The organism is Mycoplasmopsis bovis PG45 (genome assembly GCF_000183385.1).
In the GTDB taxonomy this organism is placed as follows: domain Bacteria; phylum Bacillota_I; class Bacilli_A; order Mycoplasmatales; family Metamycoplasmataceae; genus Mycoplasmopsis; species Mycoplasmopsis bovis.
Genome location: NC_014760.1, coordinates 265,385 through 279,955 on the forward strand (window position 1 = coordinate 265,385; position 14,571 = coordinate 279,955).

Genomic DNA, 14,571 nt, shown 5'->3' on the forward strand with positions numbered 1-14,571 from the left:
CAAATTGTATAATTATTTCAGTTAGCGTGTGTTTCTCATATATATTATTATTTTTTTCAGGGGGATTAAATGACTAAGAAGCCCTTTTTATTGATATTAACAACTCCAGTACTTCCAGTATTATCAATTAGTTGTATAAACTCTAATTCAAAAAATAATCCAAGTGTTAACCCACATACTGATCCTAATGCAAATAATGAAAATAGTTCATCTGCAACACCTGGCAAAGATAAAAATGACAAGTCAGCATCAAATGTAGTACCAATTGCTAAAATTCAAAAATTAATAAATGTTAGCTACATTGAGAATGAAACGCCATTAAGAAGCCAAAAATACATTAAAGGCAAGGAGTTTAAACCCTTTGCTTTATCTGAATTTGCTAAATCAGGTTATAGATTAGCTGGATATTTTTTAGATAACAAATTTACCAAGATTTTGCCTGATAATTTTAAACCTGAAAAAGATACTAAAATATTTTTAAAATTTGAAGAAATAATAAATCCTAATTTTGTTGAAAATGAACATAAATTACAAACATTGGTACCATTGAACTTAAAAAACCAAAGTGTTAAATTTGTTAAATACAACGATATTGACTATATTGACTTAGATCAGTTTGTTGAATTATCTAAGGATGTTTTAGCACTAAATGATAATTTAGACACTAAAAATGTTTTATATAATGGCAAAGTATATAATCTAAAAAGATCATTTGAAATTAGTAAAACAAAAGAAAGTCTTACTTTAAACTCTATAAAACAGTATATTTCACCTACTAATGAAGAAAATATTACCCTAAAAAGTTATATTAAGTTTGACTATGCTAAACAACAAATAACAGTTTCTGGCTTTGATTTCTTTGAATCGGTTAAACCATATGAGCCTGAAGGCAAATTAGAATTTTATGATGATTCTAATAATAGATTTAATGAATTCAAGATAGATTTGCAAAAATATAAGATTGATATGCTCAACAATAGTGGCAAAATTTATCTTCCATTCGTAATGCTCAATCAACTAATATTAGGCGAGTCAGAAAATCAACTTTATTTTAATGGTGATAAAGTATATATTTTTGAATTTAATCAAGTTCATGATAGCAAAAACAATGATGATAAGAAGAAATTACTTTCAAACGCCAAAAATTCACCAATTACACTTAATCAAAAGCATTTTCAGTTTAACTATTTGCTGTTCTTGTTAGATAATTTCTATCCAATTAGATCTAAAAATAGTGAGACATATAAGCAATTTTTAGAAAACTATAAAGAAAGTATTTTAAGTGATGATAATGTAAAGCATTTTCAAGCACTCAACTCATTAATTTATGACTTAGATGATATCCATACAAAAATTCTTGTTTGAGGACATCAATATGTAAGTGATTTAGAAAAACAAATAAAAGAGCCCAATACTAGCGAGTTAAAGGAAAGAAGAAAAAGATTCAAAGAATATGAACGCAAATTATTGAATCTTGAAATCCGTCACAATTTAAATGAAAGAGATGTGAGATACACTCCTGATAAGCAAACTGCAATAATAAAAATTGACTTTTTTACTAGATATTTAACTGACGGAATTAAAAAGCAGCTATTAGAGGCCAAAAGCAAAGGTGCTAAAAATATTGTTTTTGATTTAACATTAAATCGTGGTGGCTCAGTACAAGCTACATGAGAAATTTTAGGATATTTAGCAAATAATAAATACAAATATAATAAGTATTATCCATTAAGTAAGGACAAAGTAATAACCAATATAAAGTCTAAAGTAGATAATAAAGAGTTTAACTTTAAATACTTTATATTAACCTCACCAATAAATTATTCAGCTGGAAACATGTTTGCAGCAGTTTCAAAAAATAATAACTTAGCTAAAATAATTGGGTATAAATCAGCTGGGGGGGGTTCAGAAGTTAGGGTTAGTGTATTGTCTACAGGCACCATCATTAGAAGAAGCGGAAATTATGTACTAAGTGATTCTGACTTTAAGACCTATGAATTAGGTGTAAAACCAGACATAGAATTTGAAAAGAAAAGTAATGAATATGATCTTGATAAACTTTTTGATCTTGATTATATTCAAAAGATAGTTAATGAAAGCAATAAATAGAAATTAATAAAGGAGTAATAGTAAATATGAAAATTAAGAAATTAAAAAGCTTATTCATTGCTTCTTGCACTATTGCTCCGCTTATTTCATTATCAGCAACTAGCAATATTAATAGTGATACAAGTGTAAGTTCAAAATTAAAAGAGTTTGATTTAATACTATTAGCTAGAGAGCTAAATCGCGAACCTAAACAAGCAAAAGTTAAAATGTACCTACATAATGATGTAGCATATATTGGAATTCAAGAGTTTTTGAAAACTATTTCAAAAGTAGTTAAAAATGAAAATATAAACTTTAGTTTTAATGGAGACAAAGTTGTATTAACCTATAAAACAGCCACAGACAGCTCAAATCCATTAACATTAACAGTTGATTACACAAAGCAGAAAATATTTGTTTCTAATTATAAGTTCTTTGTAGAAATATTAAGAAATTTTGAGCGTGGGGAAGAAAAACTTGATATTGATTTTCTAAAGTCAGAGAACAAAAATTCAATTCTGAATTTTGAATATGATCTTAAAAAATACAACATTGAGATTTTAAAAGATGGGGTAGATTTGTATTTACCACAAGTTCTGTTAAATCAAGTTTTTTTAAATGAATCAAATATACAAACATACTTTAATGGTGAAGTTTTAAACATATTTAAATTTGCTGAATCATTACAAGGATCTGGGCCAATTTGGCTTAAAAAATCTGATAAAAATAATAATAAAGCAATTCCAGAGGGATTAAGAAAGTTTCAGTACCAATATTTCCCCTTTTTACTTGATCATTATTATGGCATTAAATTAAGTGATAACAGCTCATATATTAATTTTCTTAAAAAATACGAAGCTGATATTTTATCTTCAAATGATAAGCATTACTTAGCAACTAAGCAAATAATTAAGGATTTAGACGATTTACACTCTGCTTTTATTCTTGATGGATACTTCGATAAAAGTGACAATATATTAAAACTATTTCCACAAAATAGAGAAAGAGTACATAAACATTTACAGTTACAGAATAAGCTAGCTAGTGTTTATTTCAAAAACAACTATGAGTATACTAATGTATACACTCCTGATAGTCAAACTTCTGTGATTTCATTTAAAAAATTTGAAGAAGATAGTGCAATGCATATTGAAAAAGCACTAAAAGAAGCAAAAAGCAAGGGTGTTAAAAACATTATTTTTAATGTAACACTTAATGGTGGTGGTTACATTGGAGCTGCTTATGAAATAATGGGTTTTTTAACAGACAAACCATTTAAAGTTTGGACTTATAATCCTTTGTCGGGTGAAAAGAAAATTGAAATTATCAAATCTAAGAAACCAAAATATAATTTTAATTATTTTGTATTAACTGCCCCAGTATCATTTAGCGCAGGTAATATTTTTCCACAATTAGTTAGGGACAATAATTTAGGAAAAATTATTGGCTATGACACTTTTGGTGGTTCATCTGCTATTGGATATTATATTTTACCAACTGGTGATATTATTCAACTTAGTAGTAATACTGTATTTACTAACAAAAACTTTGAAACAACCGAATTTGGCGTAAAGCCAGATTATCCATTCGATGAAAATATTGAAACAGGCGCCAAAAATTTATATGATTTAAAGTATTTGCAAGATTTTATAAAAAATATCTCAAAAAAAGAAATTGATAAGCCATCTAAACCAATAAATAAGCCAGAGCCTAATCCTAATTTAGAACCAAAACCTGTGCCTGACAAAAAACCTGTTCCAGCTCCAAATGCAAATAGCAGTAGTCCTAAATTTAATTTTGATAATGACAATACTATGATTTTAGTACCTGAAAATAGTTTTACTCCTGATGCAGTAGATAAGAACAATGGTATCAGAAATAAAGCAGGACTAATTGCTGGGATTTCAGTCGGCGTAGCATCTGGTGTTGCTGTATTGTCAACTATGACTTATTTCTTAGTTAAAAGATTTAGAAAATAAAGCAAGCTATGAATAAAAAAGAACTAAGAAAATTAATGATAGGTAAACGCAAGCTGCTATCTTTTGATTACAAGTCAAAAGCTAATTTGATTATTAGCAATAATGTTATAGATTTTATAAATAAATACAGATTCAAGCAGATCTGTATTTATTTATCAACAAAATATGAAGTTGATACAAATCATATAATTAATTGATGTTTAAGCAATAGCATTAGTGTTTATGTTCCAAGAGTCTTAGAAGAGAACAAAATGGTTATGACTAAGATTGATAATACAAGCAATTATCAATTTAATATATTTAATATCAATGAATCGACATCAAATATTATGTGTGAAATAGATAAAATTGATTGCATTTTCACACCATTAGTTGCTTTTGATAAACGCTTAAATAGAATAGGTATGGGCAAAGGATTTTATGATCGTTTTTTTAATGAGAATCCTGGGAACTATTTAAAAGTCGGAATATGTTTTGATGAACAAAAAGTTGAAAAAGTGGAAATTGATGATAACGACCAAAATCTGGATTTTGTTATTACCGAGAGAAATATTTATGAATAAATCAACTAGCAAATCAGCTACAAAAGTTCACTCAAAAAGCAGTTTTATAGTATTAAAAAACCAAGCGTAGTGTGCTTGGTTTATCTGTTATTAAAATTTTTAAGTCAGTCACTTACAGTTTCTTGATCTTTCTTTCTTTTAGCAGGTGAATAGCTGTTTCTGTCTTTAAGATTTAAAGCATTAGCCTTTTCTGCTTTTTCTTCTTGTTCCTTGGTAGGATCTTTTACTACTGGTGTTTTCTCTGTTGGTTTGTATTTATAAATATTACGTGCTCAAACGTCATATATGTAATTTGATGCCTTCACTGCATCTAAATCACTTTTTGAACTCTTGTTATCTTTTGTTTTAGGTTTATATTTGTAAATATCTCTAGCTCAAACATCGTAGATATAAGATGATGCCCTTGCACCTTCTAAATCAGTTTCTGTTGTGTCTGTTCTTTTTGTCATACTATTTGTTGAAGCTGTTGATTCTGAATTTCTTGTTGTTTCAGCAGGTATAGAGTCAGCCTTGTTTTCCTTATCAATTTTATTGTTTTCAGTAGTTTCTAATTTTGGTTGTTCAGCTACTTTTTTAGAATTTTCTTTTTCAACTGGATCTTTAATTTCCTTTTTAGTTGCTTTTTTAGAATCTTCTTTTTTAACTGGTTCTTTGTTTTCTTTTTCAGCTACTTTTGTTTTGCCATCACATGAAGCAGCTATCATTGGGAAAGAACTAGCAAAAACTAAGCCCCCCCCCTATTAACATTAATTTTCTTTTCATATGTTAGTCCTTTACAAATTAGAATATTAAACATATTATACAAGATGAGAAATATCAAATCAATGTTAATGTCTAAATTTAGTGTAAACTGAAAATTTTTAATACAATTTATTAGACTTAAAATGAGAGACTATTCAAAATGATAATAAAAAACTCCTGTTAGTTAAAACAGAAGATTTATAAGAACGAAAAAATAATTTACTATCTTATAGAAGAATTAACAGGCACACGGGGGTCATCTGCCAGGCGCATATCTTCTATTACTTGTGCTATTAGTTCATCCATTAACTAACTTCTTATCTTCTTCACTAGATTGTTTAGTTCTTTGATCGTTAGAAATTAAATTAGCAGAAACAGCCTTATCTTCTCTATCTTTTTGTGCTTTATTTTCTTTCTCAGTAGGCGAAAGAACTTTTGAATTTGATGATGAGTGTGCTCCACCAAAAAGTTTTAAAGTGCTTTCAGACGCTGATTCTAAATGTCTTTTAATAATTTTATCTTTTAAAGATTCAGAATTGCTTGTAGCACTTGATGAAGAGCTTGCAGAATCGCTCTTTGATGATTATAAAACTTTTGGACTTTTAGTTTTGTTGCTATTAGATGTTGTATCACCATCTGTTTATGAAGTTCCTAGTTCTGTCTTAGGTTTTTGAACTACTTTTTTAGAATCTTCTTTTTTAACTGGATCTTTAATTTCCTTTTCCCCTTATTTTATATCTTGAAGTTTTAAACTATGATAATAAATTAGGACTAAAATTGGTAATTTTAATTAGATATTTAATGAATTTAGGCGGCAAAAACTTATTATTATATTAATTTTTTTCTTTCAAATCCTTCTTTATTACTGTTTCGTATTTTCGTATAAATTCCTTAGCGAGTTTTAATCATTTTTCATCTATTCTTGGTTTTTTTACTTCTAACTTAAATTGTGAGTAATAGTTCCACTCATGATTTGAACGATGAGACTCAATATTTCCAAATCAATAATTTAAATCATCAAAGTATTTTGAGCCTTTTATTAAGGCTTCATTTTCTCTTTTTGTTTTTTCATAATCTTTTTTAGCTTCTTCAAGTTGTTTTAATAAGTTTTCAGGGTCATCTTTTTGTTCTTTTTCTTTACTCTTATCTTCTTGATCGTTTTGATTACCTTGAGTTTGTGGGGAAGTATTTGAAGAAGAACTATCAGAACCACTAGGGTCATCTTTTTGTTCTTTTTCTTTACTCTTATCTTCTTGATCGTTTTGATTACCTTGAGTTTGTGGGGAAGTATTTGAAGAAGAACTATCAGAACCACTAGGGTCATCTTTTTGTTCTTTTTCTTTACTCTTATCTTCTTGATCGTTTTGATTACCTTGAGTTTGTGGGGAAGTATTTGAAGAAGAACTATCAGAACCACTAGGGTCATCTTTTTGTTCTTTTTCTTTACTCTTATCTTCTTGATCGTTTTGATTACCTTGAGTTTGTGGGGAAGTATTTGAAGAAGAACTATCAGAACCACTAGGGTCATCTTTTTGTTCTTTTTCTTTACTCTTATCTTCTTGATCGTTTTGATTACCTTGAGTTTGTGGGGAAGTATTTGAAGAAGAACTATCAGAACCACTAGGGTCATCTTTTTGTTCTTTTTCTTTACTCTTATCTTCTTGATCGTTTTGATTACCTTGAGTTTGTGGGGTAGTATTATTAATTATGCTTTCATCTGTTGGATTCTTGTTTTCACATGATGCAGCTATCATTGGGAAAGAACTAGCAAAGACTAAGCCCCCCCCCCTATTAACATTAATTTTCTTTTCATATGTTAGACCTTTATAATTTGAACATAAAACCTTAAACAATTTTTAGTTGTTTAATTTACAACATAATTATATATAAACAATCTTGATGCGAGATATGATCAAAAAAATATTGCAAAACTATGAAAAAGCATTTAATATTTTAGCTCTGCTTAATGTTTTTCTGTTTTTGGAGTCATATTTTGTGGCCTAAGCCAAAAGTATTTTTAAAAAATAAAACTATGTTTAAACCTTATTTTGCTGTATTTATGACTTAATTAATATAATTTAATTAATTTAATTAACTACAACATATTTTTTTAAGCATTTAATTACATAGTTTTTATAGTAAAAGGATATTATATGGGCAATAAAATAACTAAAGAAAAATTAGGTTCTAAGATCTGAGATGCTGCTAATCAGTTGAGAGATAAGTTAGAACCACATGAATATAAAGATTACGTTTTAGGTCTTGTTTTTTACAAATTTTTATGCGAAAAGCAAACTAATTATTTAATTAAGAACTGAATTACCAGTGATCAGCTTAAATATCTTGATAGCAAATATTTAGATAATGAATCAAATTTTAATGCTATTGTTTCTGGCGATGCTTATAAAAGCGACTATGAAAATTTAGTTGATGCAAAAAAAGATTGCATTGACGAAAATGGCTATTTTATAGACTATTCAAATTTGTTTTCATCTTGACTTGAAAACAAAAACGAATTTAATATCCAAAAGTTTCAATTAGCTTTTAATAACTTCAATAATAGTGTTAATGATGAACATAAATCATTATTTAAGGACTTATTTGTAAAGTTTGAAAGAGACTTAAGTAAGTTAGGTTCAGATACAAATGAACAGACTAAAAAAATTTCTAGTTTGTTAGACATTATTAATGATATTCCTTCAACTAACCAAGACTATGATGTTCTAGGTTATATTTATGAATATCTTATTGCTCGTTTTGCTTCATCAGCCGGCAAAAAAGCTGGTGAGTTTTATACTCCGCATAAAGTGTCAGAGTTAATGTCTAAAATTATTGCATATCATTTAAAAGATAGAGAAGTAATCAAAGTTTATGACCCAACTAGTGGCTCTGGCTCATTGCTTATAACTATTGGCCATGAGTTTAAAAAATACAATAATGGTGATAGTCCTGTTAGTTACTATGCACAAGAGTTAAAAGCTGAAGTTTTTAACTTAACTAGAATGAATCTAATAATGAAAAATATTAGCCCAACTGAAATTCACGCACGTAATGGTGATACTTTAGAACAAGACTGACCAATGTTTGAAGACAATGACTTTAGTTCATACAAACACTTATCAGTTGATGCAGTTGTTTCTAATCCACCATATTCTCAAAAGTGAAATTCTAAAGAACATAGTTTAGATCCTAGATATGTAGAGTATGGAATAGCTCCTGAGAGTAAGGCTGATTATGCTTTTCTGCTTCACGATCTTTATCATGTTCAACCTGATGGAATTATGGCTATAGTGTTGCCACATGGCGTTTTATTTAGGGGCAATTCTGAAGGACAAATACGTAAGAATTTAATTCAAAAACAACAAATAGATGCAATTATTGGTCTTCCTGTCAATATGTTTTATGGCACAGAAATTCCAACAATAATTATGATTCTGAAAAAACACAGAAGTGAAAAAGATATTTTGTTTGTTGATGCTTCAAAACTTTATGTTAAAGGAGACAAAAAAAATGAATTCACTAAGTCTCATGTTAAAAAGATTGCTGATGTAGTAAATCATAGGATTGAAATAGAGAACTTTTCACGTCGTGTATCGCTTGATGAAATTGTTCAAAATGATTACAACCTTAATATTTCTAGATACATTGATAATTTTAAGAGGCAAGAACAATATGATCTTTATTCAATTATGTATGGCGGCATAAGCAGGGAAGAATTAGCAAAGCTTGATAAGTTTTTTGGCTTATTTACAGGCTTAAAAGATAAATTGTTTAAGTTAAATGACAATAATTATTATGAACTAAAAATTCCTAAAGAAGATATTAATTCTACTATAAATGGCGAAAGAAGTGTTACTGAATACAAAGATAGTTTTGACAAAAAAGGCGAGAAATTTTTAAAATTCTTTAAAAATTTTGTTAAATCAGTTGAAGAGATTGAGCACGTTGATTTAGTACAGTTGGAATCTGTTTTAAGTGACTATATTTTTGAAAATATGAACAGCATCCCATTAGTTGACGCATATGATATTTATCAAATTTTTGTTAATAATTTAGATGTAATTAAGGATGATATTGAGCTTATTAGTAAGTATTATCAAGATTATGATGATAAAAGTATTGTCTTGCAAGAGATACTAAAAGGTGAAATTAAAAAAAATACAGGAGAAGGAAGTAAAAATCCCCTAAGAAAGTATAAGACAGACATTTTTGATATAGAGTGACTACAAGAAAAATTCTTTAGTGACCGGTATTGACAAGCAAAAGATAAAGATGAAGAAATAAAAAGTCTTAATAGTGAGCTTAAAGAATTAGAAAAGTCAATAGATGAAGAAGATAAAAGTGATGAGATATATAATTTTAAAGAAAATAAGTGAAAATGCAATAACATTAAAAAAATCTACAATAATGTTGCAAAAGAAATTAATTCTTTAGATTCTGATAGCTTAGAGTATAAGCTTACTAATATTTGCATGCTTAATTGAAAAATTGAAACTACTAAAAGTGATGCAAAAAGCCTAGCTAACTTTTTAGTAGAAGAATCATATAAGAAGTATATGAGTCTTAATAGCAATGAATTTTATGAACTTTTGATTGAAAAATGAATAGTTCCAATCATTGAACAAATTAATAAAGCAGGAATAAGTGTTGTGGATGATTTTGTTTCAAAAATAGAGACTTTATCTGAAAAATATAGCGACACTTTCGAAGATATTAATAACCAAATAGTAAGCAATGAACGTGAATTAATTAGCTTGCTAAAAGATCTTAAGGGCGAAGAGAACGATATGAAAGCTATTGATGAGCTTATCAAGATAATAGGTGGTAAGTAGAGTTATGAGTAATAAATTATTAGTGCCACAGATTAGATTTAAGGAATTTACTAACGCTTGAGAACAGAAAAAACTTAGAAATGTTGTAAGTTATCACAGCTCTGTGATGATTGCTAGTGATGTTAAAAAATATGGAAAATTTGATGTATATGATCCAAATAAAATAGTTGGTAAAACTGATGCTGAACCTTTTAGAAGTGATTACATTTCTATTGTCAAAGATGGTGATGCTGGAAGAATTAGATTGTTGCCTAAAAATACTATGATTCTGAGCACAATGGGTGCACTTATTGCCAAAGACCCCTTTAAAATAGACTTTCTATATTACATGCTAAATGCAATAAATGACTTGGCAAGGGAACGCAACGGATCAATAATACCGCACATATATTTTAAGGACTATGGACAAAATATATACAATTTGCCGAGCACTCCTGAACAATCCAAAATATCATCACTTTTCACTCGCCTTGACTCCTTAATAACCCTTCATCAGCGTAAGCTTTTAAGCTTGAAAAATCTCAAAAGTAGACTGCTTGACAGAATGTTTTGTGATGAAAAATCTCAATTTCCAAGCATAAGATTCAAGGAATTTACTAACACTTGAGAACAGTGGAAAGTTGGCGATTTAATAACAGAAAGAATAGAATTCACCAAAGAAAGTAATGAATTTCCTTTGATGGCTTTTGTAGCTAATGAAGGCGTTGTTGCAAAAGGGGAAAGATACGATAGAAGTAGCTTAGTTAGAGATATTTATAACAAGATTTATAAAGTAACTAAGTATGGAGATTTTATATATTCATCAAATAATTTAGATAGAGGGTCTATAGGCGCAAATAAGTACGGTAATGCTTGCATTTCTCCTGTGTACAGTATTTTTAAATGTACAAATTCTTCTGATCACAATTTTATTAAGAACATCTTATCTAGGCATAGTTTTGTAAATAAACTTCTAAAGTATAGACAAGGTGTTGTTTATGGACAGTTAAAAATTCATGAATCAATATTTTTAAATATAAATTTAAATTCGCCATCAATTTTAGAACAAAACAAAATAGGGAAGATTTTTTATAACCTAGATTCCTTAATAACCCTTCATCAGCGTAAGCTTAATAGTCTGAAAAATATCAAAAATACATTATTAGACAAAATGTTTGTATAGGAGTAATTATGGAATTTAACAGTGAAAAAAAATTTGAAGTTGCATTGGTTAATTGCTTGCTTGAGTACGGTTGAAAAGGTTTTCCTGATAAGTCTAATCCATCTAAACAATATAATGTTATTTTGGGAAATGTTACTGAAGAAGACTTAATTGAGAACTGAAAAAATATATTGTTTGAGAACAATAAGGACATCTTAAACGGTATTGAATTGTCAAATGACGAAATGAATCAAGTAATTCAAAAGGTGCAAAATTGTCAAAATTTTGTAGATACTAACACACTTATTAATAGCGAATACATTGGCATTACTAGAACTAATAAACTTGATTCAAAAATGTTGAACAAAGAGATTCAGCTTAAAATATTTAAAAGGCGTGACATTAATGCAGGTGAAAGCATTTATCAAATTGCAAGGCAAGTTAAAACCAATTTATTAGATGATGAAAAAGAAAGAAGAAGTGATGTAATTCTTCTTATTAATGGTATGCCATTAATCCATATAGAGCTTAAAAACAGTGGCGAAAATATACTTAAGGCCATAACCCAAATTAAAAATTACTCTAAGATTGGCTTTTATAAAAATGGCATTTTCAAGTTAATACAAGTTGTAGTAGCAATGAAGCCTAATGAAATGATGTATATGCCTAGCACAAACAATTATGAACATATTGTTGCTGAGAGATTTTTGAAATGAACTGATCAGGATAATAAGTTAATTAATGACTGAAAGAAAATAATTGAGAATGTATTTAGAATTCCAAATGCTCACAGGATGATAGCAGATTTTACAATTGCCGATGTTGCAGACCACACCTTAAAAATTTTAAGAAGCTATCAAATTCATGCTGTTAATAAAGTTCAAAACAAGTTTTTTGCTAATGAATTTTTCAAAAATACACCAAGCAAAAGAAGTCATAAAGGCGGTTATGTTTGACATGCAACTGGTTCTGGTAAAACATTAACTAGTTTCAAACTAGCAACATTATTATTGGAATGAAATCAAGCTGATATTGTAGTTTTTGTAGTAGATAGAATTGAACTAGGCACACAAACAAAAGATGCTTTTAAAAACTTCAATTCATCAGGGCAAATTGAAGTTTCTGAAGCCGCTAATACAAATGATTTAATAAAACAATTATCAACAACATCTGAATCAATAAAATACAAGCTAATAATTACAACAATTAATAAACAAGCAAATATTGATAAAGATTTTTATGATAGGCAATTAGCTGAAATTGCTAAAAAAAGAGTTGTATTTATCTTTGATGAAGCTCACAGATCAACTCATGGAGATATGTTTAAATACATAATAGAAAGTAATCCAAATGCAGTTGTTTTTGGCTTTACAGGAACCCCAATTTTTGATAAAAATTTAAAAGCAGGATTAACAACAGAAGCTAACTTCGGTCCACTTTTGCATAAATATACAATGAAAAGTGGTATTGAGGATAAGAAAGTTTTAGGTTTTAACTGTGAGTATAAGTTTCTTGACAAGGTTTTACTCCCTGCAATTAAAAAATTAGATAAATCTGAAGGCAGTATATGCAGTGATAATGCAAATGCAGAAATTAAGCTCAATAGTCTTAAAAATTTAATTAATGTTAAAGATGATGAATTATTAAAATTTGAAGAAAATATTTATAGAAAAATTAAAGATGATGATTTGTATAAAGAGCAGGTTGTAAATGAAATTTTAAAAGATTGAAAAAGAAAAAATATTGATAATGACTTTAGTGCTATTTTTGCAACAAGTAGCATCAAAGATGCTATTAGGTATTATGAAATTTTTTCCCAAAAAATCAGTGAAACAGACTCATCAGTAAAATTTACAGCTCTTTTTGATTCTTCAACCGATATTTCTAAAGATGCCAATAATCCTTCTAAAGGATTAATTAAAGATGAAAAGATAAAGCAAATAATTGCTAGATACAACCAAGACTTTAATACTAAATTTGATGAAAATAACCCTAATAGTCACGCTAATTTTAAAGTAGATATTCAAAATAGATTAGCTAGAAAATATAACCACAAAAATTTAAGCAAAGATCTTAAATTAGACATATTAATTGTTGTTGAACAATTATTAACTGGTTATGATTCAAAATACATTAACACAGTTTATTTTGATAAGACAATGGCTTTTGAAAACTTAATACAAGCTATTTCTAGAACAAATAGAAACTATAATGCAAATTTGAAACCATATGGCAATGTTGTGTTCTTTAAGCAGCCAGGAAGAATGAAATGAAATATGCAGGAAGCATTAGCTGAATATGCAGATTTTGACCCTGGCATGGCCATGCCTAAAAGTTTAGAATACTTCTATACAAAAATTAATGAATCATTTTTAAATATACAAAATATATTTAGCAAATGAGGTTTTGTTAACTTTGAATCAGTGCCGGAGGTATCTGATATCAATGAAACAGATCCCGAAACTTTAGCTAATTTAAAAGCGTTTTTATCTAATTTTCAAAAAATTAGAAGAAATTTAACATCAGCACAAATTTTAGGTTTTGACTGAGATGATAACAAAAATGATATTGTTTTAACAAAAGATCAATATGAGCTAATTTGGGCAAGAATTAAGGATATTGACTTTTCTAAATTTAAAATAGCTACTGAAAATGAAGAGGAGATGTTTTTAATTTTAGAATTAGCTGATGTTGATAATTCTACATTTAATATTACTGTTAATAACGATTATTTAAATGCGTTGCTATTTGAAATTAAAAAAAGCCGCATCAGCAAGTCTAATGATGAGTTGCATTATGAAAAATCTGATTCCTGAAGTGAATTAGAGCAAAAGTACATTCGCAAGTATCCTATGGAATATCAATATCTAGCTAGAGAATGCATAAATGAAGTTCTTGCAAATAACGATTCATTCAATGAATTTGACCTTAATAGTTGTGTATGTGAAAAGATTTCAAAAAAGTACAATGATGATATTGAAAATTTTGCACAACAAATGAATATAGATTCAGTTAAGTTAAGAAAAATAATAAACTCTAATGATCCAATTAATGTTAATGGCAGATTAAATGATTTATGTGATGATAAATTAGAAGAAAATGTTAAGTTAATCATTGCCAATGAATTAGGGAAAGCCAATGCTAATGACATCAAGCAAGGCCAATATAGAAAACATATTAAGGACTTTATTATAAAACTGAGAAATTCTAAATATAGAGTTATATAA

General features: G+C 28.2%; 8 protein-coding genes and 1 pseudogene. 7 read left to right on the forward strand and 2 right to left on the reverse strand.

The genetic code is table 4. The features are described 5' to 3' along the window. Nucleotides 1–69 precede the first annotated feature (69 nt). The 3 genes from MBOVPG45_RS01155 to MBOVPG45_RS01165 are packed head-to-tail and all read left to right on the forward strand — an operon-like array spanning nucleotide 70 to nucleotide 4,630. Complete coding sequence (locus MBOVPG45_RS01155; RefSeq protein ID WP_013456069.1) at nucleotides 70–2,109, forward strand: S41 family peptidase; 2,040 nt, start codon at nucleotides 70–72, stop codon at nucleotides 2,107–2,109. A gap of 26 nt (nucleotides 2,110–2,135) precedes the next feature. After that, on the forward strand, nucleotides 2,136–4,067 hold the full coding sequence (locus MBOVPG45_RS01160; protein WP_013456166.1) for a S41 family peptidase: 1,932 nt from the start codon (nucleotides 2,136–2,138) through the stop codon (nucleotides 4,065–4,067). An 8-nt stretch (nucleotides 4,068–4,075) separates the two neighbouring features. Further along, the gene (locus MBOVPG45_RS01165) at nucleotides 4,076–4,630 is read left to right on the forward strand and encodes a 5-formyltetrahydrofolate cyclo-ligase (RefSeq protein WP_013456193.1); all 555 of its coding nucleotides are present in this window, start codon (nucleotides 4,076–4,078) and stop codon (nucleotides 4,628–4,630) included. A gap of 80 nt (nucleotides 4,631–4,710) precedes the next feature. Here the strand turns inward: MBOVPG45_RS01165 and MBOVPG45_RS01170 are convergent. After that, nucleotides 4,711–5,392, reverse strand: a pseudogene (locus MBOVPG45_RS01170) (lipoprotein). Between the two features lie 266 nt (nucleotides 5,393–5,658). On the opposite strand from MBOVPG45_RS01170, the gene MBOVPG45_RS01175 reads away from it, so the two are divergent. After that, nucleotides 5,659–6,132, forward strand: coding sequence for a hypothetical protein (locus MBOVPG45_RS01175; RefSeq protein ID WP_013456571.1), 474 nt, complete (start codon nucleotides 5,659–5,661; stop codon nucleotides 6,130–6,132). A 72-nt stretch (nucleotides 6,133–6,204) separates the two neighbouring features. Here MBOVPG45_RS01175 and MBOVPG45_RS04355 read toward each other — a convergent pair whose 3' ends face one another. After that, nucleotides 6,205–7,224 carry a hypothetical protein gene (locus MBOVPG45_RS04355; protein ID WP_193763583.1) on the reverse strand — a complete coding sequence of 340 codons (1,020 nt, stop codon included), beginning with the start codon at nucleotides 7,222–7,224 and terminating at the stop codon, nucleotides 6,205–6,207. Between the two features lie 300 nt (nucleotides 7,225–7,524). Here MBOVPG45_RS04355 and MBOVPG45_RS01185 point away from each other — a divergent pair, with 300 nt between their 5' ends. The 3 genes from MBOVPG45_RS01185 to MBOVPG45_RS01195 are packed head-to-tail and all read left to right on the forward strand — an operon-like array spanning nucleotide 7,525 to nucleotide 14,571. Beyond that, the gene (locus MBOVPG45_RS01185; RefSeq protein WP_013455926.1) at nucleotides 7,525–10,203 is read left to right on the forward strand and encodes a type I restriction-modification system subunit M; all 2,679 of its coding nucleotides are present in this window, start codon (nucleotides 7,525–7,527) and stop codon (nucleotides 10,201–10,203) included. 4 nt (nucleotides 10,204–10,207) lie between these two features. Continuing rightward, a complete protein-coding gene (locus tag MBOVPG45_RS04625) occupies nucleotides 10,208–11,365 on the forward strand; it encodes a restriction endonuclease subunit S (protein ID WP_013456393.1) in 1,158 nt (385 codons plus the stop codon). Between the two features lie 8 nt (nucleotides 11,366–11,373). Continuing rightward, complete coding sequence (locus tag MBOVPG45_RS01195) at nucleotides 11,374–14,571, forward strand: HsdR family type I site-specific deoxyribonuclease (protein WP_013456260.1); 3,198 nt, start codon at nucleotides 11,374–11,376, stop codon at nucleotides 14,569–14,571.